This is a genomic window from Altererythrobacter rubellus (assembly GCF_030284385.1).
GTDB classification, from domain to species: Bacteria; Pseudomonadota; Alphaproteobacteria; order Sphingomonadales; family Sphingomonadaceae; genus Erythrobacter; species Erythrobacter rubellus.
In genome coordinates this window covers 1,088,281-1,111,007 of the sequence record NZ_CP127221.1, presented here as the reverse complement: position 1 = coordinate 1,111,007, position 22,727 = coordinate 1,088,281, and the positions used below count along the sequence as shown (strand labels likewise).

The 22,727-nt window shown below is 57.0% G+C and carries 37 protein-coding genes; 1 reads left to right on the top strand and 36 read right to left on the bottom strand.

Annotated features, from left to right (window positions below; all coding sequences use genetic code 11):
- Positions 1 to 68: 68 nt before the first annotated feature.
- From rplO to apaG, 29 genes are all read right to left on the bottom strand, one after another.
- The gene (rplO, locus tag QQX03_RS05625) at positions 69 to 593 is read right to left on the bottom strand and encodes a 50S ribosomal protein L15 (RefSeq protein WP_285976880.1); all 525 of its coding nucleotides are present in this window, start codon (positions 591 to 593) and stop codon (positions 69 to 71) included.
- Between the two features lie 87 nt (positions 594 to 680).
- On the bottom strand, positions 681 to 866 hold the full coding sequence (rpmD, locus tag QQX03_RS05620; RefSeq protein ID WP_152434960.1) for a 50S ribosomal protein L30: 186 nt from the start codon (positions 864 to 866) through the stop codon (positions 681 to 683).
- Between the two features lie 5 nt (positions 867 to 871).
- A complete protein-coding gene (rpsE, locus tag QQX03_RS05615) occupies positions 872 to 1,672 on the bottom strand; it encodes a 30S ribosomal protein S5 (RefSeq protein ID WP_285976879.1) in 801 nt (266 codons plus the stop codon).
- Complete coding sequence (rplR, locus tag QQX03_RS05610) at positions 1,672 to 2,016, bottom strand: 50S ribosomal protein L18 (RefSeq protein WP_285976878.1); 345 nt, start codon at positions 2,014 to 2,016, stop codon at positions 1,672 to 1,674. The genes rpsE and rplR overlap by 1 nt, the downstream gene beginning before the upstream one ends.
- Before the next feature lies 1 nt (position 2,017).
- On the bottom strand, positions 2,018 to 2,551 hold the full coding sequence (rplF, locus tag QQX03_RS05605) for a 50S ribosomal protein L6 (RefSeq protein WP_285976877.1): 534 nt from the start codon (positions 2,549 to 2,551) through the stop codon (positions 2,018 to 2,020).
- A complete protein-coding gene (rpsH, locus tag QQX03_RS05600) occupies positions 2,551 to 2,946 on the bottom strand; it encodes a 30S ribosomal protein S8 (RefSeq protein WP_285976876.1) in 396 nt (131 codons plus the stop codon). Before rpsH ends, rplF begins: the two co-directional genes overlap by 1 nt.
- A gap of 11 nt (positions 2,947 to 2,957) precedes the next feature.
- The gene (gene rpsN, locus QQX03_RS05595; protein WP_285976875.1) at positions 2,958 to 3,263 is read right to left on the bottom strand and encodes a 30S ribosomal protein S14; all 306 of its coding nucleotides are present in this window, start codon (positions 3,261 to 3,263) and stop codon (positions 2,958 to 2,960) included.
- A 24-nt stretch (positions 3,264 to 3,287) separates the two neighbouring features.
- Entirely contained in the window at positions 3,288 to 3,869 is a 582-nt protein-coding gene (gene rplE / locus QQX03_RS05590; RefSeq protein WP_285976874.1) for a 50S ribosomal protein L5, read from the bottom strand.
- A complete protein-coding gene (gene rplX / locus QQX03_RS05585; RefSeq protein WP_285976873.1) occupies positions 3,862 to 4,185 on the bottom strand; it encodes a 50S ribosomal protein L24 in 324 nt (107 codons plus the stop codon). The genes rplE and rplX overlap by 8 nt, the downstream gene beginning before the upstream one ends.
- Positions 4,185 to 4,553 (bottom strand): 50S ribosomal protein L14, encoded by a 369-nt coding sequence (gene rplN / locus QQX03_RS05580; RefSeq protein ID WP_067598881.1) that lies wholly within the window; start codon positions 4,551 to 4,553, stop codon positions 4,185 to 4,187. The genes rplX and rplN overlap by 1 nt, the downstream gene beginning before the upstream one ends.
- 72 nt (positions 4,554 to 4,625) lie before the next feature.
- A complete protein-coding gene (gene rpsQ / locus QQX03_RS05575; protein WP_285976872.1) occupies positions 4,626 to 4,916 on the bottom strand; it encodes a 30S ribosomal protein S17 in 291 nt (96 codons plus the stop codon).
- Between the two features lie 10 nt (positions 4,917 to 4,926).
- Positions 4,927 to 5,133 (bottom strand): 50S ribosomal protein L29, encoded by a 207-nt coding sequence (gene rpmC, locus QQX03_RS05570; RefSeq protein ID WP_285976871.1) that lies wholly within the window; start codon positions 5,131 to 5,133, stop codon positions 4,927 to 4,929.
- Positions 5,130 to 5,567 carry a 50S ribosomal protein L16 gene (gene rplP / locus QQX03_RS05565; RefSeq protein ID WP_285976870.1) on the bottom strand — a complete coding sequence of 146 codons (438 nt, stop codon included), beginning with the start codon at positions 5,565 to 5,567 and terminating at the stop codon, positions 5,130 to 5,132. The genes rpmC and rplP overlap by 4 nt, the downstream gene beginning before the upstream one ends.
- 34 nt (positions 5,568 to 5,601) lie before the next feature.
- Positions 5,602 to 6,297: a 30S ribosomal protein S3 gene (gene rpsC / locus QQX03_RS05560; RefSeq protein WP_285976869.1), complete on the bottom strand. Its 696-nt coding sequence runs from the start codon at positions 6,295 to 6,297 to the stop codon at positions 5,602 to 5,604.
- A 1-nt stretch (position 6,298) separates the two neighbouring features.
- Positions 6,299 to 6,682 (bottom strand): 50S ribosomal protein L22, encoded by a 384-nt coding sequence (gene rplV / locus QQX03_RS05555; RefSeq protein ID WP_285976868.1) that lies wholly within the window; start codon positions 6,680 to 6,682, stop codon positions 6,299 to 6,301.
- Positions 6,682 to 6,957 (bottom strand): 30S ribosomal protein S19, encoded by a 276-nt coding sequence (gene rpsS / locus QQX03_RS05550; protein ID WP_285976867.1) that lies wholly within the window; start codon positions 6,955 to 6,957, stop codon positions 6,682 to 6,684. The genes rplV and rpsS overlap by 1 nt, the downstream gene beginning before the upstream one ends.
- Before the next feature lie 6 nt (positions 6,958 to 6,963).
- Positions 6,964 to 7,800, bottom strand: coding sequence for a 50S ribosomal protein L2 (gene rplB / locus QQX03_RS05545; protein ID WP_285976866.1), 837 nt, complete (start codon positions 7,798 to 7,800; stop codon positions 6,964 to 6,966).
- An 8-nt stretch (positions 7,801 to 7,808) separates the two neighbouring features.
- Positions 7,809 to 8,117, bottom strand: a complete 309-nt coding sequence (locus tag QQX03_RS05540; RefSeq protein ID WP_285976865.1) for a 50S ribosomal protein L23 — start codon at positions 8,115 to 8,117, stop codon at positions 7,809 to 7,811.
- A complete protein-coding gene (gene rplD, locus QQX03_RS05535; protein WP_285976864.1) occupies positions 8,110 to 8,733 on the bottom strand; it encodes a 50S ribosomal protein L4 in 624 nt (207 codons plus the stop codon). Before rplD ends, QQX03_RS05540 begins: the two co-directional genes overlap by 8 nt.
- A gap of 3 nt (positions 8,734 to 8,736) precedes the next feature.
- A complete protein-coding gene (rplC, locus tag QQX03_RS05530) occupies positions 8,737 to 9,582 on the bottom strand; it encodes a 50S ribosomal protein L3 (RefSeq protein WP_285976863.1) in 846 nt (281 codons plus the stop codon).
- 267 nt (positions 9,583 to 9,849) lie between these two features.
- Positions 9,850 to 10,161, bottom strand: a complete 312-nt coding sequence (gene rpsJ, locus QQX03_RS05525; RefSeq protein WP_285976862.1) for a 30S ribosomal protein S10 — start codon at positions 10,159 to 10,161, stop codon at positions 9,850 to 9,852.
- 312 nt (positions 10,162 to 10,473) lie between these two features.
- The gene (gene tuf / locus QQX03_RS05520; RefSeq protein ID WP_285976861.1) at positions 10,474 to 11,664 is read right to left on the bottom strand and encodes an elongation factor Tu; all 1,191 of its coding nucleotides are present in this window, start codon (positions 11,662 to 11,664) and stop codon (positions 10,474 to 10,476) included.
- Between the two features lie 89 nt (positions 11,665 to 11,753).
- Positions 11,754 to 13,886, bottom strand: coding sequence for an elongation factor G (gene fusA, locus QQX03_RS05515; protein ID WP_285976860.1), 2,133 nt, complete (start codon positions 13,884 to 13,886; stop codon positions 11,754 to 11,756).
- Between the two features lie 40 nt (positions 13,887 to 13,926).
- Positions 13,927 to 14,397 carry a 30S ribosomal protein S7 gene (gene rpsG / locus QQX03_RS05510; protein WP_285976859.1) on the bottom strand — a complete coding sequence of 157 codons (471 nt, stop codon included), beginning with the start codon at positions 14,395 to 14,397 and terminating at the stop codon, positions 13,927 to 13,929.
- Between the two features lie 136 nt (positions 14,398 to 14,533).
- On the bottom strand, positions 14,534 to 14,905 hold the full coding sequence (gene rpsL / locus QQX03_RS05505; RefSeq protein WP_007164630.1) for a 30S ribosomal protein S12: 372 nt from the start codon (positions 14,903 to 14,905) through the stop codon (positions 14,534 to 14,536).
- A gap of 512 nt (positions 14,906 to 15,417) precedes the next feature.
- The gene (locus QQX03_RS05500) at positions 15,418 to 15,615 is read right to left on the bottom strand and encodes a hypothetical protein (protein WP_285976858.1); all 198 of its coding nucleotides are present in this window, start codon (positions 15,613 to 15,615) and stop codon (positions 15,418 to 15,420) included.
- Positions 15,616 to 15,742: 127 nt separating this feature from the next.
- Positions 15,743 to 16,237, bottom strand: coding sequence for a GNAT family N-acetyltransferase (locus QQX03_RS05495; protein WP_285976857.1), 495 nt, complete (start codon positions 16,235 to 16,237; stop codon positions 15,743 to 15,745).
- Between the two features lie 44 nt (positions 16,238 to 16,281).
- Entirely contained in the window at positions 16,282 to 17,073 is a 792-nt protein-coding gene (locus tag QQX03_RS05490; RefSeq protein WP_285976856.1) for a LysR family transcriptional regulator, read from the bottom strand.
- 45 nt (positions 17,074 to 17,118) lie between these two features.
- Positions 17,119 to 17,520, bottom strand: a complete 402-nt coding sequence (gene apaG, locus QQX03_RS05485; RefSeq protein ID WP_285976855.1) for a Co2+/Mg2+ efflux protein ApaG — start codon at positions 17,518 to 17,520, stop codon at positions 17,119 to 17,121.
- Between the two features lie 254 nt (positions 17,521 to 17,774).
- Here apaG and QQX03_RS05480 point away from each other — a divergent pair, with 254 nt between their 5' ends.
- Positions 17,775 to 17,930 carry a hypothetical protein gene (locus QQX03_RS05480; RefSeq protein ID WP_285976854.1) on the top strand — a complete coding sequence of 52 codons (156 nt, stop codon included), beginning with the start codon at positions 17,775 to 17,777 and terminating at the stop codon, positions 17,928 to 17,930.
- Positions 17,931 to 17,948: 18 nt separating this feature from the next.
- On the opposite strand, the gene QQX03_RS05475 is transcribed toward QQX03_RS05480, so the two are convergent.
- From QQX03_RS05475 to QQX03_RS05445, 7 genes are all read right to left on the bottom strand, one after another.
- Entirely contained in the window at positions 17,949 to 18,563 is a 615-nt protein-coding gene (locus QQX03_RS05475) for a 2-hydroxychromene-2-carboxylate isomerase (protein WP_285976853.1), read from the bottom strand.
- Between the two features lie 11 nt (positions 18,564 to 18,574).
- Positions 18,575 to 19,792 (bottom strand): trans-sulfuration enzyme family protein, encoded by a 1,218-nt coding sequence (locus tag QQX03_RS05470; RefSeq protein WP_285976852.1) that lies wholly within the window; start codon positions 19,790 to 19,792, stop codon positions 18,575 to 18,577.
- Positions 19,793 to 19,886: 94 nt separating this feature from the next.
- Positions 19,887 to 20,099 carry a hypothetical protein gene (locus QQX03_RS05465; RefSeq protein ID WP_285976851.1) on the bottom strand — a complete coding sequence of 71 codons (213 nt, stop codon included), beginning with the start codon at positions 20,097 to 20,099 and terminating at the stop codon, positions 19,887 to 19,889.
- A gap of 145 nt (positions 20,100 to 20,244) precedes the next feature.
- On the bottom strand, positions 20,245 to 20,766 hold the full coding sequence (locus tag QQX03_RS05460; protein ID WP_285976850.1) for a TetR/AcrR family transcriptional regulator: 522 nt from the start codon (positions 20,764 to 20,766) through the stop codon (positions 20,245 to 20,247).
- A gap of 1 nt (position 20,767) precedes the next feature.
- Positions 20,768 to 21,826, bottom strand: coding sequence for a 3-isopropylmalate dehydrogenase (gene leuB / locus QQX03_RS05455; protein WP_285976849.1), 1,059 nt, complete (start codon positions 21,824 to 21,826; stop codon positions 20,768 to 20,770).
- Positions 21,823 to 22,428: a DNA repair protein RecO gene (recO, locus tag QQX03_RS05450; protein WP_285976848.1), complete on the bottom strand. Its 606-nt coding sequence runs from the start codon at positions 22,426 to 22,428 to the stop codon at positions 21,823 to 21,825. Before recO ends, leuB begins: the two co-directional genes overlap by 4 nt.
- A 12-nt stretch (positions 22,429 to 22,440) precedes the next feature.
- Entirely contained in the window at positions 22,441 to 22,692 is a 252-nt protein-coding gene (locus QQX03_RS05445) for an accessory factor UbiK family protein (RefSeq protein ID WP_285976847.1), read from the bottom strand.
- Between the last annotated feature and the right edge of the window lie 35 nt (positions 22,693 to 22,727).

Below are 22,727 nucleotides of genomic sequence, written 5' to 3'. Positions count from 1 at the left end.
ATAGCTCAGAACGGTTAGATAGGGAGCGGATGGCCCAATGTCGAACCCCCGCGCCCCAATTTATTTGATTACTTGGCCTTCGCCGCCTTGTTGGCTTCGTGGCGGGCAGCCTTTTTCTCGTGCTCGGGCTGAGCCGCAGCGATCACTTCGACGCTGCCACCAGCCTTTTCAACCGCTGCAATCGCACCTTTGGTGGCACCAGCAACGATGAATTTCGCCTTGGCCTTGATCTCGCCTTTGCCGAGCAGACGAACACCGTCCTTGCCACCACGCACGAGGCCAGCAGCACGAAGCGCTTCTTCAGTAATGTCTTTTTTGCCGTCGAGCTTCTTCGCGTCGATGAACTTCTGAACCATGCCGATATTCACTTCAGCAAAGTCCTTGCCAAACGGGTTGTTGAACCCGCGCTTTGGCAAACGCATGTGCAGCGGCATCTGGCCGCCTTCAAAGCCCTTGATCGCTACGCCAGAACGGCTCTTCTGACCCTTTTGGCCACGACCAGAGGTCTTGCCTTTGCCAGAGCCGATGCCACGGCCAACACGCATGCGGCCCTTGCGGGCGCCTTCGTTGTCACGGATGTCGTTGAGTTTCATTGTTGCACTCGCTTTCGCTTTCTATGCCCCGATCCGGGGTTCGCGCTAAAAAAGTGACCCCCGCCGAAGCAGGGTCACGTGATTGGTTTAGTCGACCACTTCAACCAGATGCGGGATCTTGGCGATCGCGCCGCGAACTTCAGGGGTATCCTGACGCTCTACGACCTTGTGCATCTTGTTAAGCCCAAGACCGATCAGGATCTTGCGCTGGCTTTCCGGACGACGGATCGGCGAACCGATCTGCTTGATTTTTACGGTTTTCTTGGCAGCCATTGACCTTACTCCACAACTGCAGCAGCGTCAGCTTCTGCTTCCGCTTCGGTAGCGCCACCACGGCCAAGCAGGTCTGCAACCTTCTTGCCACGACGCTGAGCCACAGACTTCGGCGAAGACTGGTTGGTCAGCGCATCGAATGTAGCGCGAATCATGTTGTACGGGTTCGACGTACCGACGGATTTGGTCACAACGTCTGCAACGCCCAGGCTTTCGAACACAGCACGCATCGGACCACCGGCGATGATGCCAGTACCCGGAGGCGCCGTACGAACGGTTACCTTGCCGGCACCGAAACGGCCCTTGCCGTCGTGGTGCAGCGTGCGGCCTTCTTTCAAAGGAACGCGAACCATCTTCTTGCGCGCAGCAGCCGAAGCTTTCGAAATTGCCTCTGGAACTTCGCGAGCCTTGCCGTGGCCGAAGCCGACGCGGCCCGATCCGTCACCCACAACAACCAATGCTGCGAAACCGAAGCGCTTACCGCCCTTCACTGTTTTCGACACGCGGTTGATGTGAACCAGCTTCTCAATGATGCCGTCATCTTCTTCTTCGCGGCGTCCACCACGACGGTTGTCACGGCCGCCACGGCCACGATTTCCGCCATCACGGTTGCCGCCACGACCGCGACCGCGCCCTTGACGCTGGTCATCAGCAACAGGAGCCGCTTCTTCAGCAGGAGCCGCTTCTTCAGCAGGAGCAGCTTCTTCCGTCGCTGCTTCTACCTTGGTTTCTTCAGCAGCCGCGGTTTCTTCAACCTTCGGTGCTTCAGATTCGGCTTCTGGTGTTTTCTTTTCGTCAGCCATCATCAGAACTCCAGCCCGCCTTCGCGAGCGGCATCAGCCAACGCTTTCACGCGGCCGTGGAAAAGGAAACCGCCGCGATCGAACACGACAGTCGTTACGCCAGCCTTCTTGGCAGCAGCTGCAATGTCCTTGCCAACCTTTGTGGCGGCATCGACATTGGCACCTGAAGCCTTCGCACCGAGCGTCGAAGCGGCAGCAAGCGTCTTGCCGTCTGCATCATCGATGATCTGCGCGTAGATATGCTTGCCGGTGCGGTGCACGGACAGGCGCGGCTTACCACCAGCACGGCTGCGAAGCGCGGTGCGCACGCGGCGGCGGCGGCGTTCAAAGAGAGAAAGCTTTGCCATCTTACTTCTTCTTCCCTTCCTTACGGAAGACATACTCGCCCTGGTACTTGATACCCTTGCCCTTGTAAGGCTCGGGCTTGCGCCAGCGGCGGATTTCAGCGGCGAGCTGGCCAACGGCCTGCTTGTCCATTCCGCTTACAATCACAGTTGTCTGATCAGGTGTCTTCACGTCGATGCCTTCTGGCACGTCGATGTCGACATCGTGGCTGAAACCGAGCTGCAGCTTGAGCTTGTTGCCCTGCGCCTGAGCACGATAACCGACACCTGAAATTTCAAGTGTCTTGGTGAAACCGTCGGTCACACCTTCAACCAGGTTCGATACCAGCGTGCGATGCATGCCCCAGAAAGAGCGCGCCTGCTTGGTGTCGTTGGCCGGGTTGACCTGGATCTCTTCACCTTCGACCTTGTAGTCGATCAGGTCACTGAGACCCATGGAAAGGGTGCCTTTCGGGCCCTTCACGGTCATCGTACCGTTTTCGATGGTAGCCGTTACGCCGCTAGGGATCGCAACCGCTTTCTTACCAATACGGCTCATTAGAACACCTCCGCCAGCACTTCGCCACCGACGTTCTCGTTGCGAGCTTCGCTGTCCGAAAGCACTCCGCGAGGGGTCGAAACGATGGTGATACCAAGGCCGTTGCGCACAGTCGGAAGCTCTTTCGAACCCGAATAAACGCGGCGGCCAGGCTTGGAGACACGAGCGACATGCTTGATAGCCGGTTCACCCTCGAAATATTTCAGTTCGATCCGCAGCGCAGGGTGTTTGCCAGATGCGTCTTCGCTGTAGCCACGGATGTAGCCTTCACGCTGAAGCACTTCGAGCACATTCGCACGCAGCTTTGACGCAGGTGACAGGACAGAGTCCTTCTTCGCCTGCTGGCCGTTGCGGATACGGGTGAGCATATCACCCAATGGATCGGTCATTGCCATTGTCTAATTCCTCACCAGCTCGACTTGGTCAGACCAGGGATCATGCCCCGGTTGCCGAGTTGACGCAGTTCGATACGGTTGATGCCGAACTTACGGTAATAGCCGCGTGGGCGGCCGGTGGTGGCGCAGCGGTTGCGGACCCGGGTCGGGTTCGCATTGCGCGGGATTTCCGCCATCTTCAGACGTGCAATCAGACGTTCGCTCTCATCGAGAGACTCGTCCGCAGCAATCGCCTTAAGCTTGGCGTACTTGTTTGCGTACTTCTGAACGAGCTTCTTGCGCTTCTCGTTCTTGTTGATGGAACTCAGTTTCGCCATTGGACTTAAGCTCTCCTAAGCGGCTTACGCCGCTTCCTTATCTTCATCTGATGCTTCGGCGGGGAAAGGGAAGCCAAACAGCTTCAGCAATTCACGTGCTTCGTCATCGGTTTTTGCGGTAGTGGTGACGATGATATCCATGCCACGCACCTTTTCGATTTGATCATAGCTGATCTCAGGGAACACGATCTGTTCCTTGAGGCCCATTGCATAGTTGCCACGGCCATCGAATGACTTCGGGTTCAGACCACGAAAGTCACGAATGCGAGGCATTGCAACAGTCACCAGACGATCCATGAATTCGTACATACGGTCACGGCGCAGGGTTACCTTGCAACCGATCGGCATGCCTTCGCGCAGCTTGAACTGAGCGATCGACTTCTTGGCTTTAGTGATGACCGGCTTCTGGCCGGCGATCAGCGCCATTTCCTCAGCAGCGATCGTTACCTTCTTCTTGTCCTGGCTTGCTTCGCCCACACCCATGTTGAGTGTGACTTTCTCAAGCTTCGGAACTTCAAGACGATTCCTGTAACCGAACTTCTCGGTCATCGCCTTGACGATCTGGTCTTCGAACTTCTGCTTTAGACGAGGAGTGTAATCAGCCATCGATGGTCTCCCCACTCTTTACGGCAACGCGCACTTTGGAACCGTCCTTCTTCACATCGAAGCGGACGCGGGTGGGCTTGCCATCCTTCGGATCAGCCACGGCAACCTTGCTGATGTGCATCGGAGCCTCACGGCGCTCAATGCCACCTTGCGGGTTGGCCTGGCTCGGTTTGCGGTGACGGGTTGCGACATTCATGCCTTCAACCACGACTTTGCCTTCCTTTGGCATGACTTGAGTGACCGTACCGGTCTTACCCTTGTCCTTGCCAGACAGAACGACAACGCTGTCACCCTTCTTGATCTTTGCAGCACCCATCACAGCACCTCCGGCGCAAGCGAGATGATCTTCATGAAGCCGCGGCCACGCAGTTCACGAACAACTGGGCCAAAGATACGGGTGCCGATTGGCTCTTCGCTCTTGTTCACGAGCACTGCAGCGTTGCTGTCAAAGCGGATCACGCTGCCGTCTTTGCGGCGCACTTCCTTCTTTGTTCGCACGATCACTGCGCGGTGCACGTCGCCCTTCTTAACTTTGGCACGTGGTTGGGCTTCCTTAACGGAAACCACGATCACGTCTCCGACACTCGCAGTGCGACGCTTTGAGCCACCCAGTACTTTAATGCACTGGACGCGCTTTGCGCCGCTATTGTCTGCGACGTCGAGATTGGACTGCATCTGGATCATTGATCCGGTTCCTTCTCTTGGCTTGTTGGGACGCCCGATACCAACCGGGGCTCAACAGTTCCTTCGTCTAACTCAGTTACCGGCGGCTTCGACTTCGAGGTCAGCTTCCACTGCCTGAGTTCCACCAGCCACAACCCGATCCTTCACGGTCCAGGTCTTGGTTTTCGAAATCGGCTTGGTCTCTTCAATGCGGACCACGTCACCAATCGCGTATTCGTTGTTTTCGTCGTGAGCGTGATACTTCTTCGAACGACGGATGATCTTCCCGTAAAGCGGGTGCTTCACCTTGCGTTCGACCAGTACGGTCACGGTTTTGTCGGTCTTGTCGGAGGTGACAGATCCGATCAGGATACGTTTCGGCATGGTCTACTCCTTAAGCCTTCACAGCCGCAGCTGCGCGCTCGTTTTGCAGCGTTTTGATCTGAGCGATCGAACGGCGCACTTCCCGAACCCGAGCAGGACGCTCGAGTTGGTTGGTGGCAGCCTGAAAACGCAGGTTAAACTGTTCGCGCTTCAGCTCGGTCAGTTCAGCGGAAAGCTGATCATCAGTCTTAGTGCGCAGATCTTCTACCTTGCTCATTTGTCGCCTCCCAGGTGAGAGGTATCACCCAGACGGGCAACAACCTTGGTTTTGATCGGCAGTTTCATCGCAGCGCGTTCAAATGCGAGCGCAGCCAGCGGGCCAGGTACACCGTCGAGTTCGAACAGGATGCGGCCCGGCTTTACGCGCGCAGCCCAGTATTCAACTGAACCCTTACCTTTACCCTGACGGACCTCGGCAGGCTTCTTCGAAACCGGCACGTCCGGGAATACACGGATCCAGAGACGGCCCTGACGCTTCATCGCACGGGTAATCGCACGACGCGCAGCTTCGATCTGGCGTGCAGTGATACGCTCTGGCTCAAGTGCCTTGAGACCATAAGAGCCGAAGTTCAGCGTAGTGCCACCCTTTGCGTCGCCCTTGATCCGGCCCTTGAAAGCCTTGCGGTATTTGGATTTCTTCGGTTGCAACATTGTCTGTCTCTATCTTCCAATCAGCGCGGCGCCATCAACGAGCGGGGCGCACGCCGGAAGTCTGAGCTTCCATCATCAAACGGTCTTGCGCAGTCGGATCATGTGCCAGGATCTCGCCTTTGAAGATCCAGACCTTGATACCGATGATGCCATAAGCAGTCAGCGCTTCGGTTTCGGCGTAGTCGATGTTGGCACGCAGCGTGTGCAGCGGAACGCGGCCTTCGCGGTACCATTCAACGCGGGCGATTTCCGCACCGCCCAAACGACCACCACAGGTGATCTTGATGCCTTCTGCACCAAGACGCAGAGCCGACTGAACCGCACGCTTCATAGCGCGACGGAAAGCGACACGGCGGATCAGCTGGTCAGCGATACCTTGTGCAACAAGCTTCGCGTCGATTTCCGGCTTGCGGATTTCAACGATGTTCAGCTTCACTTCGCTATCAGTCATCGATGCAAGCTTCGAACGAAGCTTCTCGATGTCTGCGCCTTTCTTGCCGATGATCACGCCTGGGCGTGCAGCATAGATAGAAACGCGGCAAAGTTTCGCCGGACGCTCGATCACAACCTTCGAAATCGCAGCCTGTGGCACGGTTTCGAAGATGTATTTGCGGATCTCGATGTCTTCCTTGAGAAGCTTCGCATAGTCACGCCCTTCAGCGTACCAGCGACTGTCCCAGGTGCGGTTGATCTGCAGGCGCAGACCGATCGGATTGCTCTTCTGGCCCATCTTACGCCTCTTCCTCGTCGTGCTCGCGAACCACGATGCGCAGCTTGCTGAACGGCTTCAGGATACGGGTCGACTTGCCGCGGCCACGTGTGTGGAAACGCTTCATCGTAATCGACTTGCCCACTGAAGCCTCGGCAACGACCAACGCGTCGACGTCGAGATTATGGTTGTTTTCCGCATTGGCAATCGCCGAAGCGAGCACCTTGCTGGCGTCACGCGCCATCGCCTTCTTGGAGAAGGAGAGGATGTTCAAAGCCTCTTCGGCCTTTTTGCCGCGGATCAGCTGTGCAACGAGGTTCAGCTTCTGCGCCGAACCACGGATCGTGGTGCCGACAGCCAATGCCTCGTTATCGCCAACACGGCGCGGTGATTTTGCCTTGCCCATTAGCGCTTACCCTTCTTGTCGGCAGCATGGCCGGGGAATGTGCGCGTCGGCGCGAATTCACCAAGCTTGTGGCCAACCATCTCTTCCGAAACAGAGACGGGAATGAACTTGTGCCCGTTGTAGACATTGAATGTCAGACCAACGAACTGCGGGAGAATGGTCGAGCGACGCGACCAGGTCTTGATCGGCTTGCTGTTGCTCGCCTCTTGTGCGTCCTCCGCCTTCTTCAGAAGGCTGAGTTCGACAAACGGACCTTTCCAGACGGAACGTGCCATGTGTCCTTACCTCTTCTTCTTGGCGTGGCGCGAACGGATGATCATCTTGTCCGTCTGCTTGTTGTTACGAGTGCGAGCACCCTTGGTCGGCTTGCCCCAAGGGGTAACCGGGTGACGGCCACCTGAGGTACGGCCTTCACCACCGCCGTGTGGGTGATCGACCGGGTTCTTCGCAACACCACGTGTGAGAGGGCGCTTGCCCTTCCAGCGTGTGCGGCCGGCTTTCGCAAAGTTCTGGTTCTGGTTGTCGGGGTTAGACACCGCGCCAACCGTGCCCATGCAATCGCTGCGAAGGTAACGCTGTTCGCCAGAGTTCAAACGAACGATCACCATGCCGCGGTCACGGCCAACCAGCTGAACGTAAGCGCCAGCAGAGCGAGCGATCTGACCGCCCTTGCCCGGCTTCATCTCTACGTTGTGGCAGATCGTGCCAACCGGCATCTGACCCAGAAGCATGGCATTGCCTGGCTTCGTGTCGGTCTTTTCGCCAGCAATGATGGTGTCACCAACAGCAACACGCTGCGGACAGATGATGTATGCCTGCTCACCGTCTTCATATTTGAGAAGCGCGATGAAAGCCGTACGGTTCGGGTCATACTCGATCCGCTCGACAGTCGCAGGAACATCCCACTTACGACGCTTGAAGTCGATAAAGCGGTACTTCTGCTTGTGACCACCGCCGATGCCACGCGACGTGACATGACCTTTGTTGTTACGGCCACCGGTCTTGCGCTTGCCTTCTGTCAGCGACTTGACCGGCTTGCCTTTGTACAGGCCGGACTTGTCGACAAGAATCAGGCCGCGGCGCGCGGGGCTTGTCGGTTTGTAGTTCTTGAGTGCCATGATCCGCCTCAGATACCGCTAGTGATATCGATCATTTCACCCTCGGCGAGGGTGACGATCGCTTTTTTCACGTCATTGCGCTTGTAAGGTTTACCCTTCCAGCGCTTGGTCTTGCCTTTGACGTTGATGGTGTTCACGTTCACGACTTTCTTGTCGTAGATCGCTTCAACCGCCTCTTTGATCTGTGGCTTCGTCGCATCGCCCGAAACCTTGAAAACAACAGCGTTGTTCTCGGAAGCCATCGTGGACTTCTCGGTGATGTGCGGAGCCAGGATCACGTCATAGTGACGCGCATCGATTTCTTGCTTTTTAGCCATTGAAGCGCGCCTCCAGCTTTTCGACCGCTTCCTTGGTCAGGACAAGCGTGTCGTGGTTGAGAATGTCATAGACGTTCGCACCCATCGCCGGCATCACGTTGACACCCGGCAGGTTGCCTGCGGCTTTCTTGAAGCCTTCGTCTACGCTTTCGCCGTCGATCACGAGGACCTTGCCGTTCCAGCCAGCCTTGTCGAAGTGACCTTTAAGCACCTTGGTCTTGGCATCCTTGAGCGAAAGGCTGTCAACAACCACCAGGCCGTCTTTCGCCTTGCTCGACAGAGCCATTTTCAGGCCAAGCGAACGGATCTTCTTGTTCAGCGACTGATCGAAATCACGCTTGCGAGCACCGTGCGCTTTACCACCACCGATGAAGATAGGCGCGCCGCGGTCACCGTGACGTGCACCACCTGAACCTTTTTGCGGGCCAAACTTCTTGCCAGTGCGTGCAATGTCTGAACGCTCACGCGTCGGACGTGCGGTGGCACGGCGGTTTTCCAGCTGCCAGGTGACCACGCGGTGCAGAATGTCTGCGCGCGGCTCTACACCGAACACATCCTTATTCAGTTCTACGTCGCCAGCTGCCTTGCCGTCGATTTTCTGGACCTTCACCTTCATGGCTTAGCCCTCCTTATTTTCGTCGCTGGAAGGCGCATCGCCTACAGCTGCCGGAGTTTCAGCAGGTGCTACCGCTGGAGCCTCAGCCGGAGCCGCTGCTTCTTCTGCTGCCACTGCATCAACCTGTTGCTCTTCAACTGCCGGAGCTTCTGCTTCCGGAGCCGGTGCATTCGTGTCGATGATAGCGCCCGGGAACGGAAGATCGTCTGGCAGAGCCAGCTTCACAGCGTCACGGACCAGCAACCAGCCATTCTTCGAACCAGGGACCGAACCCTTCACGAAGATGAGACCACGATCAGCGTCGGTGCGAACCACTTCGAGGTTCTGCTGCGTCCGCTGACGGTCACCCATGTGACCAGCCATCTTCTTGCCCTTGAACACGCGGCCCGGATCCTGACGGTTACCCGTCGAACCGTGCGAACGGTGAGAGAGCGAGACACCGTGCGTTGCACGAAGACCACCGAAGCCCCAGCGCTTCATGGCGCCAGCAAAACCCTTACCCTGGGTATGCCCGGTGATGTCGACCTTTTGGCCAGCCACAAAATGCTCTGCGCTGATTGTGGCGCCGACCGGTACAAGACCGTCTTCGCTCTCAACGCGGAACTCGGCAACGCGCTTCTTCAGACCGACTTGGGCCTTCGCGAAGTGCTCGCGCTGCGGCTTGGCTACATTTTTCTGTTTCGCTTCACCTGCACCCAGCTGAACAGCAAAATAGCCGTCCGTTTCTGCGGTGCGGTGTGAGACAACCTGACAGTCTTCCAAAGACAGAACAGTCACAGGTACGTGACGTCCGTCCTCCTGGAACAGGCGGGTCATCCCGACTTTCTTTGCGATCACGCCTGTGCGCATCGTCAAAACTCCTAACACAGAGGCACAACGGGCCCATCCCGAGGTGCTTGTCAGCCCAAATTGTTGTGCATCGCCCCGTCCGGGCTGAGTGCCACCCATGCCGGTTGGCTCGGGAAGCTAGACGGGGGACGCAGACCCGGACATGTCCGGCGGTATCCCAATGTCTTGCTGATACGCCCATCAGTCTGGGCAGATCAGCGGGGCCGTTGGAGCCCCGAATTTCTCGGTGGGTTTAAGGTCCCTACCGACGGACCCGGATCAGATGGCTTAAGCCAGTTTGATCTCTACGTTTACGCCAGCGGCCAGATCGAGCTTCATCAGCGCGTCGACCGTCTGTGCGTTCGGCTGCACGATGTCGAGCAACCGCTTGTAAGTGCGCACCTCGAACTGCTCGCGCGACTTCTTGTCGACGTGCGGGCCACGGTTCACGGTGAACTTCTCGATACGCGTCGGCATGGGAATGGGGCCACGAATAAGAGCACCCGTACGACGTGCTGTTTCTGCAATCTCGCCAGTTGCCTGGTCAAGAACGCGGTGGTCGAACGCCTTAAGGCGAATACGGATATTTTGTGCTTCCATTACCTATACCAATGCGAAAGAGCCAAAGAGGTGTTTCCACCTCTCAAAACAAAAAAGGCCCGCCCTGCTTCCGCTTCCTTCCGCAGGCGACCTCTACAATTTTCGTTACAACGGAAACGAATCTCCGTTGGAGTTGGCGGGCCTATATCGGGAGCACAGGATTCTGGCAACCCCGAATGCCCTAAAAATATGCCTGCCGATCAACCCTGTTCCCCGCAGGTGCGGTGAAAAGGGCCTTTCATAAATTAGGGGCCGGATCACTTTCGCGATCCAGCCCCCGAATTTGCTAAGCTCCTTTAATGGAGCAGCGGCTTACTTGGTGATCTTGGCTACAACGCCTGAACCAACAGTGCGGCCACCTTCGCGGATAGCGAAACGCAGACCTTCGTCCATAGCGATCGGTGCGATCAGCTTGACGTTGATCGATACGTTATCGCCAGGCATGACCATTTCAGTGCCTTCAGGAAGGATCACTTCGCCGGTCACGTCAGTTGTACGGAAGTAGAACTGCGGACGGTAGTTCGCGAAGAACGGCGTGTGACGGCCACCCTCGTCTTTCGACAGAACGTAAACTTCTGCAGAGAACTCGGTGTGCGGGTTCACAGAACCTGGCTTCGCCAGAACCTGGCCACGCTCAACTTCTTCACGGCCAACGCCGCGGATCAGCGCACCGATGTTGTCGCCAGCTTCACCGCGATCAAGCAGCTTACGGAACATTTCAACGCCGGTAACAGTCGTCTTCGTGGTGTCCTTGATACCAACGATTTCAACTTCGTCGCCAACGTTCACAACGCCGGTCTCAACGCGGCCGGTAACAACCGTACCACGACCAGAGATCGAGAACACGTCTTCGATCGGCATCAGGAAGTCCTGATCAACCGGACGGTCGGGCTGCGGGATGTGCTCGTCAACGGCCTTCATCAGCTCGAGGATCGAGTTCTTGCCGATTTCGTCGTCACGACCTTCGAGAGCCGCCAGAGCCGAACCCTTGACGATTGCGATATTGTCGCCGTCAAAGTCGTACGCGCTCAGCAATTCGCGAATCTCCAATTCGACGAGTTCGAGGATTTCCTCGTCGTCAACCTGGTCAACCTTGTTCATGTATACAACCAGAGCTGGCACGCCGACCTGACGAGCAAGCAGGATGTGCTCACGCGTTTGCGGCATCGGGCCGTCAGCTGCGTTCACAACCAGGATCGCGCCGTCCATCTGCGCAGCACCGGTGATCATGTTCTTAACATAGTCAGCGTGACCTGGGCAGTCGACGTGTGCGTAGTGACGAGCTTCGGTTTCGTATTCGACGTGTGCGGTCGAGATAGTGATGCCGCGCTCGCGCTCTTCGGGGGCTTTGTCGATGTTTGCGAAATCGACTGCTGCACCGCCGTAAGATTCAGCCATCACCTTGGTGATTGCCGCTGTCAGCGTGGTTTTGCCGTGGTCAACGTGGCCGATGGTGCCGATGTTGCAGTGCGGCTTATTGCGCTCAAATTTTTCCTTAGCCATTTCTCAAATAACCTCTGCTAAAATTGAATTTCTGCGGGAGAAGGCGGCACCCGCTGAATCAGGCGCCGCCCCTAGACTGTGTCGCTCGCTTACGCAAGCTTCTCCTTGACTTCCTGTGCAACACTTGCCGGAACTTCGTCATAGTGGCTGAACTGCATCGTGTACTGGGCGCGGCCCTGTGTGAACGAACGCAGCTCGTTGACGTAACCGAACATGTTGGCCAGCGGAACGAATGCTTCAACCGCCTGCGCGTTGCCGCGAGTGTCGGTTCCCTGGATCTGACCACGGCGGCTGTTCAAGTCGCCGATTACATCCCCGAGGTAGTCTTCCGGTGTCACGACTTCAACCTTCATGACCGGCTCAAGCAGCTTGATACCGGCCTTGCTGGCCACTTCGCGCATTGCACCGCGTCCGCAGATTTCGAACGCGATCGCCGAAGAGTCGACATCGTGGTAAGCACCATCGGTCAGGCGGATCGTGAAGTCGATGATCGGGAAGCCGACCAGGTGACCACTTTCAGCTTGCTCGCGCATACCCTTCTCAAGAGCCGGGATATATTCGCGCGGGATGTTACCGCCCTTGATCTCGTCTTCGAACAGGATGCCCTGGCCGCGTTCACCCGGGGTGACGACAACCTTGGCACGACCGAACTGACCGGAACCACCCGACTGTTTCTTGTGAGTGTAGTCAACTTCGACTTCACGGCCGAGCGATTCACGATAGGCCACCTGCGGTGCACCAACGTTGGCCTCAACCTTGAATTCGCGCTTCATGCGGTCAACAAGAATGTCGAGGTGAAGTTCGCCCATGCCCTTGATGATCGTCTGACCGCTTTCGTGGTCAGTCGTCACGCGGAAGCTTGGATCTTCAGCAGCCAGACGGTTGAGCGCTACGCCCATCTTTTCCTGGTCAGCCTTCGTCTTCGGTTCCACCGACAGTTCGATCACCGGTTCCGGGAACTCCATCCGCTCAAGAATGATCGGCTTGGATGAATCGCACAGCGTGTCACCGGTTGTGGTGTCCTTCATGCCGGCAAGCGCCACGATGTCGCCTGCAAACGCTTCCTCGATATCTTCGCGATTGTTGGAGTGCATCAGCAGCATACGGCCGATCTTTTCCTTCTTGTCCTTAACACTGTTGAGGACTGTGCCCTTGGAGAGCTTGCCGGAATAGATGCGGGTGAAGGTCAGCGAGCCAACGAATGGATCGTTCATGATCTTGAACGCCAGTGCCGAGAATGGCGCGTTGTCATCCGACGGACGTGATTCTTCGACATCGCTGTCAGGCAGAACGCCCTTGATCGCAGGAACATCGAGCGGCGAAGGCATGTAGTCAACCACTGCGTCGAGCAGCGGCTGTACGCCCTTGTTCTTGAACGCCGAACCACACAGAACCGGAACGAATGCACGGTCCATAGTGCCCTTGCGGATAAGGCGCTTCAGCGTTGCCGCGTCAGGCTCGTTACCCTCAAGGTAAGCTTCCATCACGTCATCGTCCTGCTCGACCGCAGTTTCAACGAGCTTTTCGCGATACTCAGCAGCCTTGTCAGCAAGATCGGCAGGAATTTCGACGAATTCGTACTTCGCGCCCAGATCTTCGGCCTGCCATACGATGCCGCGCATGTTGACGAGGTCTACGACACCCTTGAGATCGCTTTCCGCGCCGATCGGCAGGTAAAGCACCAGCGGGTTCGCACCCAGACGATCGATGATCGACTGTACGCAGTAATAAAAGTCTGCGCCGGTACGGTCGAGCTTGTTGATGAAACACATCCGCGGAACGCCGTATTTGTCAGCCTGACGCCATACGGTTTCGGATTGCGGCTCAACGCCGGCAACACCGTCAAACACAGCCACTGCACCGTCGAGCACCCGCAGCGAACGTTCAACTTCAATCGTGAAGTCAACGTGGCCTGGTGTGTCGATGATGTTGATGCGGTGCTTCGGCATGTTTGCGCGCAGCGCTTCCGGGTCCGACATCGGATCCATGGTCGCATCTTCGGCGGTCCAGAACGTAGTCGTCGCAGCAGACGTGATCGTGATGCCGCGCTCCTGCTCCTGCTCCATCCAGTCCATCGTCGCAGCGCCATCATGCACTTCGCCGATCTTGTAAGACTTGCCGGTGTAGTAAAGGATACGTTCGGTAGTCGTGGTTTTACCAGCATCGATGTGGGCCATGATGCCGATATTGCGGTAACGCTCTAGCGGATACTCGCGTGCCATTTTCAATTCTCCATCAGGGGCTCAACCCCTTGAACTAGTGTTACCAGCGGTAATGCGAGAACGCGCGGTTGGCATCAGCCATACGGTGCGTATCTTCACGTTTTTTGACAGCATTGCCGCGGTTGTTCGCAGCATCCATCAGCTCACCCGACAGGCGCGCTGCCATAGTGGTTTCCGCACGGCCGCGAGCCGCACCGATCAACCAGCGGATCGCGAGAGCCTGAGCGCGCTCGGGGCGCACTTCAACCGGAACCTGATACGTTGCACCACCAACACGGCGGCTACGCACTTCGACCTGCGGAGCGACGTTGTTGAGCGCTTCGTGGAATAGCTGAACCGGATCGGCTTTCGCCTTGGTTTCAACGGTTTCCAGTGCGCCATAAACGATACGCTCTGCAGTGGACTTCTTACCGTCCAGCATGAGGTTGTTCATGAACTTCGACAAAACCTGATCACCAAACTTGGGATCTGGAAGGATAACCCGCTTTTCGGGTCTACGACGACGTGACATTTTCTCTAAACTCCTTCGGAGTGCGGGTCAGGCATCCGCCCGCCCCTTGCGGCACCGGCCCTCTCCCCCGCCCTTCCACCCGGGAAATATCCCTGGGGGTGGACCGTCGCGGGAGAAGACCGTCGCCGCGCCTAAATTACTTCGGCCGCTTCGCGCCGTATTTCGAACGGCTCTGCTTACGGTCCTTAACACCCTGCGTGTCGAGCACGCCGCGCAGCACGTGGTAACGCACACCGGGAAGGTCGCGCACACGGCCACCACGGATCAGGACAACACTGTGCTCTTGCAGGTTGTGGCCTTCGCCCGGGATGTAGCTGATGACTTCACGCTGGTTGGTCAGGCGCACCTTGGCAACCTTACGCAGAGCGGAGTTCGGCTTCTTCGGCGTCGTGGTATAGACGCGGGTGCAAACACCGCGCTTCTGCGGGTTCTGCTCCATCGCAGGGACCTTTGACTTGGCCTTCTGCGGGGTGCGGCCCTTGCGGACCAGCTGGTTGATAGTAGGCATATGTACCCTTCGTTACTCGTTGCGCGCCCCATCCGGGCGGGCGGATTGTTTCTGTCACCTCATCCGGGCGTAAAAGTGGTGACCACTTTTACATGATGAGGTTCCAACCGGTTCCCACTTTTGCTGATGGGAGCGCGGCATATAGCCACAAGCCCAGGCGCGAGGTCGAAACAATTTGACAGTTCGATCAGAAGATGAAGGGGATGCAGTGCCGTGGAAAGTCGCAAGCGCCGCTGGTTCAGCGGGTTGGCGAGTACCACGAGACTGAAAACGCTCCACCCTTTGGCCAAAGCCGCCGGATTACTTTGCCGGTTGTCACTCCATATGAGGAGCAGCGAGACCGCCAATGTTCAGCTCAATAATTATGTTTGTCGACGAGTCACCTCACCGATAGACCGTGCGCTTTTAGCGGGGGAGAGTGTGGGGGTCAAGGGGAGTTGGATCCTTTAGACTCAATATGCAAATTCCTTCTCCTCTCAGGACATTGTTCCATCCTGTAGGAAAAGAATGGCCTACTCGACTGATAACTCCAGGGCGTAAACACCCTCGTTCAACGCTCGCGGGTCCAGCCGGAAACTGTCGAGCCAATCACCCTCATGCATGCCCGAAACATCCAGCTCCAGCCGTGAGTTCAAACGCCTGCGCAAGGCATCAGCCTCGTCGGCCAGGTCGTCAAGCCCGAACAGCGCCGCGCGCGCAAGCCCTTCCAAGACGGATCGTCAGCGCGCTTGAAATCGGAAGCGGATTCATACCGTATCATGAGCTTCGCGGAGCGGGTGTTGCGGTAGAATATGACCCGGTTACTGACCGCGTTTCGCTATCAATGCCTTCCTAGCGCTATCGATTGCGCTTGAGCCATTCGCTTTTGAGCATGCCCCAATAGTATTCGTCGCACCACCCGATATGCGTTTTGATATTTTCAACAAAATGCGCTTCGCGACGGAAGCCGAGCTTCTCGATCAACCGGTTTGAGCTCAAATTACGCGGATCCGTAACAGCGAAAACTCGATGGTGATTTTCCACTTCGTACAGCTGCTTCAGCAAGCGCTGCGTGCACTCAAATGCTATGCCTTCCCCTTGGCGGTGCTTAACGGTGATGTAGCCCAGCTCGGCTGTTTCATGCTCACACGGCACAGCGACAATCCGCGCCACCAGCTCTCCTGTCGAACGCTCGATCGCGCTCCAACTGCGGCCATTCCAATCGGGATCACATAGCCAATCGCCAAGCTTCTCCTCCGTCTCGAACGCAGCGCTCAGCATGAATTTGCATTGTTCGGGATCAGATAGGGTCGGGAAGAGAGCCTGAGTGTCGTTGCGCACAAGCTTGCGCATTGTGAATCGCGTGGTTTCCAATGTGGGTGTTGGCAGTGAAGCGGTCACTTTGCGGTCAGATGCGCGACCAGCGCCTTCACTTTCTTTTGGCGCCATTGCGGCAGCGGTGCGACCAGCCAATAGGCGCGGCGGCCCTCGTCAGGACCTTCGAGAATCTCAAGCTTCCCGGCAGCTACTGCTTCTTCCACGAGAGGGTAAGGCAATATGGCCTTGCCAAGGCCTGAGATAGCTGAGCTTAGCGCTTGGCCGGGATTCCCGGTGGTAACGCAGGGCTTGGCGCCATCCGGCAAAGGGGCACCTGGCCAGCTGATCCAGCTATCTTGAGAATTGGGCGCAGCCACAACAACACGCCGCGCCTCTGCCAATTGTGCGCCCTCCAGATCTCCAGGTCCGTCTACAAGACGCACCGCAAGGTCCAGATTCGCTTCGGTGAAATCCGCGTTCTCGTCAGCGACGATATGAAACTGAATATGGGGATTCTCGGCTTTGAACTCGGCCAACTTCACGCCAAGCCATTGCGCATAGAACTCTCTAGGTACAGCAATAGTGTAGCGATCGGACGCTTGTCCGGCCTGCATTGCCTGCACGCTTTCTTCAAACTTCAGAAAACCTTCGCGCAACGCGTCGAGCCCAGCAGAACCCTCGCCCGTCAACTCTAGCCCCTTGCTGGTGCGGCGAAAAAGGACCACGCCCAAATGATCTTCCAACGCCCGGATTTGCTGCCCCACGGCAGCAGGGGTTACCGCGAGCTCGTCTGCTGCGCGTGTGAACGACAGATGCCGTGCAGCCGCGTCATACACGCGCAAGGCATTTAAAGGCAGGTGAGTCCGCTTCATAGTGTGGGCGATTTAGGGTGGTCCAAGCAGGACCGCAAGCACCGCTTAGCGTTCGGCGGTTTCGGGCGCCGCAAGCGGGAAGAACGGAATAAGTACTTCTAGCGGCGTTCCATCTTCGCGATGGAAGACATAAAAGCCCTCCATTGAGCCATGCGGCGTTGTCAGCGGGCAGCCCGACACATAATCGTGACTTTCGCCGGGTTTAAGTAAGGGCTGCTCCCCTACCACACCCTCACCATCGACATGGTTCACCATGCCGCGCGAGTCGGTAATGCGCCAATGGCGGGTGCGCAATTGAACCGCCTCGTGAGAGCCATTCTCCAAGCGGATATGATAAACCCAGAACCACTTGCCCGCATCGGGCTGTGATTGCTCGGGAAGAAAGTTGACCGCCACCCGCACGGTAATCCCGTCGGTGATTGCAGCATGTTGGAACAGCTCTTTCATGACAAACTGAAGGTAGCGATTAAGGCGAAGGCCTCAAGAGCCGATCCACGATTATTCCACGCTGATCTACCAAAATCCGCAAAATTTCCGATTGCGCCTGGAGCTGAGTGAAACTCGGCGTCGCAGATGCGTGGATTGACACTATAGATGATCAACATAATCTAAATGACATCGATTGCTTCCAGAGCCAAAGTCTGGCCTTCGGTTCTCGCGTATTCCGAAAGCCTTTCTTATTCGCCGATCCGGGTGCCTTGATGCCTCCTGCAGCAAAGCCAGCCGTGGTGGCACGTGCTCCAAACCTTACCACGGTCGATTTGGATGGCGGCACGCACTATTTGCAGGAAGACCATCCGCACACAATTGGCGAAAATCTGGCCACATGGATCAATGGCTTGCCAGCACAGCCCTGATGTTGGCTATGGTCAGGCTTACTTATTCAATTCGTCTTCGATTTGATCGAGCCGCTCTTTACCGAAGAACATTTCGCCTGCGCCCTTGGGTCCAACGAACATAGTCGGGATGCCAAATGCGCCGCGCGCCACCACATTATCGGTATTGGCGGCAAGCCCCTGCTTGACCTCGTCTGTTTGGCTGCGCTCGTAAAGGTCCTTCGCATCAAACCCGGCCGCAGTCACCGCCGCACCCAGGCTCGCGGGATCAAGCACATCCACGCCTTCTTCCCAGATCGCAGGCAGCATTGCCTCTGCGAACTGAACCCCGCGCCCATCTTGGTCAGCGGCGAACAGCATGCGTTGAAGCGTGATCGAGTTGAACGGAAATTGCGGATGCAGCTTGTATTTGGTCAAATTGTGCTTGGCGATGAAGCGATGCATCTCCAGCATGGAATACTCGACTTTGCCTTTCACATCAGCGTCACGGATCATCGGAGGTGCATTGCCGGTCAGTTTGTGCATGCCGCCAAGAAACACCGGGATCACATCCAGCTCTGCCCCTGTTCGCCGCACCAGATCGCGCAGCGGCCACCAGATCAAATAGGCATTGGGGCTGACGAAATCGAAAACCAGTTCAACGCGTTTGGACATGCAACTTTCTCCTAGATGCCTGCTGCCTGAAGAGCTTGGTCGAGATCCTCTTTCAGATCATCGATATCCTCCAGCCCGACATTGATACGCAACAACCCTTCGGTCACGCCCATTGCAGCGCGGTCATCGGCTTCCATGCCTGCATGAGTGGTTGAAGCCGGATGGCACATCAGCGATCGAGCATCACCAATATTATTTGAGATATCAATCAGTTGTAGCGCATCGAGGATCGCGAATGCCCGCTCACGCGTGCCAACATCGAATGCAAAAATCGGTCCGGTTGATCGCATCTGGCGCCTGGCAAGCTCATAGCGAGGATGACTCGCGAGACCGGGATGCAGCATGCGTCCACCAGCTGTATCGATGCGCGGTTCCAGGAATCCGCCGAGCTCCACCGCATTTTGGCTCTGCCGCATGGCGCGCAGTTCCAGCGTCTCGAGTCCTTTCAGAACAACCCATGCATTGAAGGGCGAGATGTTTGGCCCCGTGTTGCGCTGGAAGGGAAGCAAGACTTCATTGATCCACTGCTCACTACCGCAGATCGCGCCAGCCAATACACGGCCTTGTCCGTCCATCAGCTTTGTTGCCGAATAGGCCACAACATCCGCACCGAAATCCATTGGGCGTTGCAGCGCGCTGGTGGCGAAAGCGTTGTCTACAACCGTAATGATGTTGTGCGCACGAGCGACATCGCAAACATGCTGCAGGTTCACAACGTCAAGCGTCGGATTGGCCGGCGTTTCGAAGAAGAAGACCTTTGTGTTGGGGCGGATCGCCGCTTCCCATTGCGCATCATCTGCGCTGTCGATCACTGTTGTTTCGATCCCGAATCGTGGGAGCAGGTGATCGACGAGCCAGCGACACGATCCGAATGCAGCCCGCGCGGCAACGCAGTGATCGCCAGCAGAGAGTTGACACAAGAGCGCCGCAGTCATCGCAGCCATACCGCTCGCCTGCGCGCGGCAGGCTTCAGCACTTTCGAGCAGAGCAATGCGTTCTTCCAGCATCGCAACGGTCGGGTTCTGCAAACGCGAATAGGTCATGCCTTGCGCATCACCTGCAAACCGGTCTGCCACGGTCTGCGCGTCATCATAGGTGTAACCGGATGTGAGGAACAGCGCTTCGCTGGTCTCTCCGTGCTCGCTGCGCCAGGTTCCACCACGCACAGCCTGTGTCGCGGCGCGCCAATTGCGCGTAGTCGCGCGGTCCATGCCTGTTGTTTTCTTCATTGCCTTGCGGGGTTAGTCGCTCACGTCACCATCAGGCAATAAAAAAGCGGGGCACCGGGCCCCGCTCTTCAAATTCGATTTTTGTGCAAGCAGCTTATGGGCTGACTGGCTCATCATCATCAGAAGCAGTGATAACGATGAAACCGACCAGAATTGCACCTGCAATAGCTGCTATCAAACCGTTTGAACCGCCGCCAAGCTCTTGCTCACCTTCAACAGGAGCAATCACGCGCTCGCTAGCTTGCAGAGCGATAGGCGCGCCAACCAGTGCAACGGCACCAGCAGCAAGACCAATTTTCTTCAACATAAAGTTATTCCCCTTGGACTTCCAAATTACTGTAAATTCTCAGTAGTAATCGGCGAAAACTGCTTGAATGTCAATCTTAACGGGTACGGGCAAACTGCCCCAATTCAGCGATAAAGCGTTATTTCAAGCTCTTGTTGCGGAGATATCACAAGCGAGCCGCCGCAATCCCGTCTCGCCCCACCTTGGCATGGCCAGCTGTCGAAAGCATCTGAGCGCCTTCGATCAATGTCAGCAAGAATTGCCCTCCGCCTTCTGGATCCGGATACCCTTCCGGCATCTGCCTGATCAACCATTCAAGCAAGTGGGACATCACACTTTGCGCAGCGTGCCTATAGCCCGGCACATTGCGAGCGGAGCCGGCCACGATGTCCCACCAGAGCGCCAGGAATGGCTCCATCTCCGACCCACCGGTAAAGGAGGTGATTCGATCAAGCAGTTCCTGCCGTGATTTCGGCCAGGTGCCGGACAGCGCCCGGTCAAGCGCTTGTGAATATGCATCTGCGATGAATTTCAGCAACTCACTGATCAGCCGCTCTTTATTTCCGAAGTGGCAGATGAGCATCCGATCGCTTGTGCCGGCAGCTTTTGCCAGCGGCCCCAGATTGCCCCGTTCATTGAGCGTCGGCAGAATGATCGCCAGTTCGAGTGATCGCCCCTCGCCCGCCATATCACAGCCGTTCGCAGACCGCCTTTCCAATCGCTTCGCAGCCCATGTCTCCACCCAGATCGCCGCCGCGAATGCCGTTCTTCAAGGCGCGCGCGACGGCGTCCTCGATACGTTTCGCCTCATCTTCCAAACCAAATGAATGGCGCAGCATCATGGCCGCGGACAGGATTGTGGCCATGGGGTTGGCCTTGCCCTGCCCCGCGATATCGGGCGCACTGCCGTGGATCGGCTCATAAAGGCCAAATGTGCCATGCGCGGTTTGCCGGTCACCCAGTGAAGCACTCGCCAGCAGACCAATCGAGCCAACGCACATGCTCGCCAGATCGGACAGAATATCGCCGAACAGATTACCGGTCAGAACCACGTCGAACGCGCCTGGCGCCTTCACCAATTGCATCGCGGCGTTGTCGACATACATGTGCTCAAGCGCAACGTCCGGATACTCGACGGCGACTTCGATCACGACATCACGCCAAAGCTGGCTCGTCTCGAGCACATTCGCCTTGTCCACGCTGGTTAAGCGATTTTGGCGTGTTTGCGCCGCGCGAAAAGCGGTGTGGGCAATGCGGCGCACTTCACTTTCGGAATAGGACATCATGTCCCACCCCTCTCGCTCGCCACTATCAGTCGTGCGCGTTCCTTTGTCGCCAAAATAGACATCACCCGTCAGTTCACGCACGATCAACAAGTCGATTTGCCGCGCAATCTCGGGCCTTAGTCCGCTCAGTTCTTCCAGCCCGGAAAACATTGTCGCAGGGCGCAGATTCGCGAACAGTTGCAATTCCTTACGTAGACCCAGCACCGCTTGCTCGGGGCGCAAATGCCGCTCTAGATCGTCGCATGACGGATCACCCACCGCACCGAACAGGATGGCATCCGCCTCGCGGGCCATTTGTAGTGTCTCGGGCGGCAAAGGATGGCCATGGTCGCGGTATCCCGCCGCGCCCACATCGCCTTCGAACAGTGTGAGCCCAGGCAGTCTCAACGCATCCAGCACCCGCAAGGCTTCGTGCGTTACTTCGGGGCCGATCCCGTCACCTGGCAGAACTGCAATCTTCATTGTGTCAGCATGCGGCCAAGCCGCTCCCTCAATAGCTTTCGCGATGCCATAACATCGCCGCGCTTGTCTGCAAGCAGGTAGCGCGCAAGAGGTTGTTCGAGCCGGTCAAACGCAGCTACCAATGCTGACAGATCAGTGTCCACATCCGGACGCGCGCCGCCATAACCTAGCTCGCGCAATAGCAGCGTTTCATATCCGATCATCGCGGGCAGCCAGCCCCGCGCCGAAGGGGCCTGACACACCGCACTCAACAACGCATCAAGCGCGCCGAACAGAGCGGAATAGGCATTTCGTTCAGGCAACGCAGTTGCTGTCAAAGCACAAGCCCATGTGATTGCAGCAGCGGGCAACGGCTCGGTCATCCATGGCCCGCGACTTTCCGTTAGTTCAATCTTTGCAAAAGGTAGCTGGCTGTCCGATTTGGCGCGCAGGTCGATCTCGACCCGATTGCCCGGGATCATAACAGGTCGCAAATGCCGGCCTCGTCCGCCCGCGATATAGGCGGCGACCAGGCCGAAATCTTCTGTGAGAAGCCGCGCAATACTGGCGGTTTCGCCGTGGCTACGGGAGGCTACAAGAATGGCTGGCGCGCGCAGGTTCATCGCGCGCAGTCATTACTTGGAAGCGAGCTTCGCTTCCAGCTCTTCCAACCGCGCTCTCAGCGCTTCATTCTCTTCGCGCGCCTTCTGAGTCATCATCTTGACCGTTTCGAACTCTTCACGAGAGACGAAATCCATGCCCGCCATGCTTTCTTTCAAGCGTTCGCGTGCGCTCTCGCGCGCTTCACGGGTCATGCCGGCAAATGTGCCCGCAGCACTGTTTGCCATCTTTACAAAATCGGCGATCATCGGATTCTTGCTTTGCATCGTCCGGGAAATGGGGTCGGAGGCCGCAAAAGGCA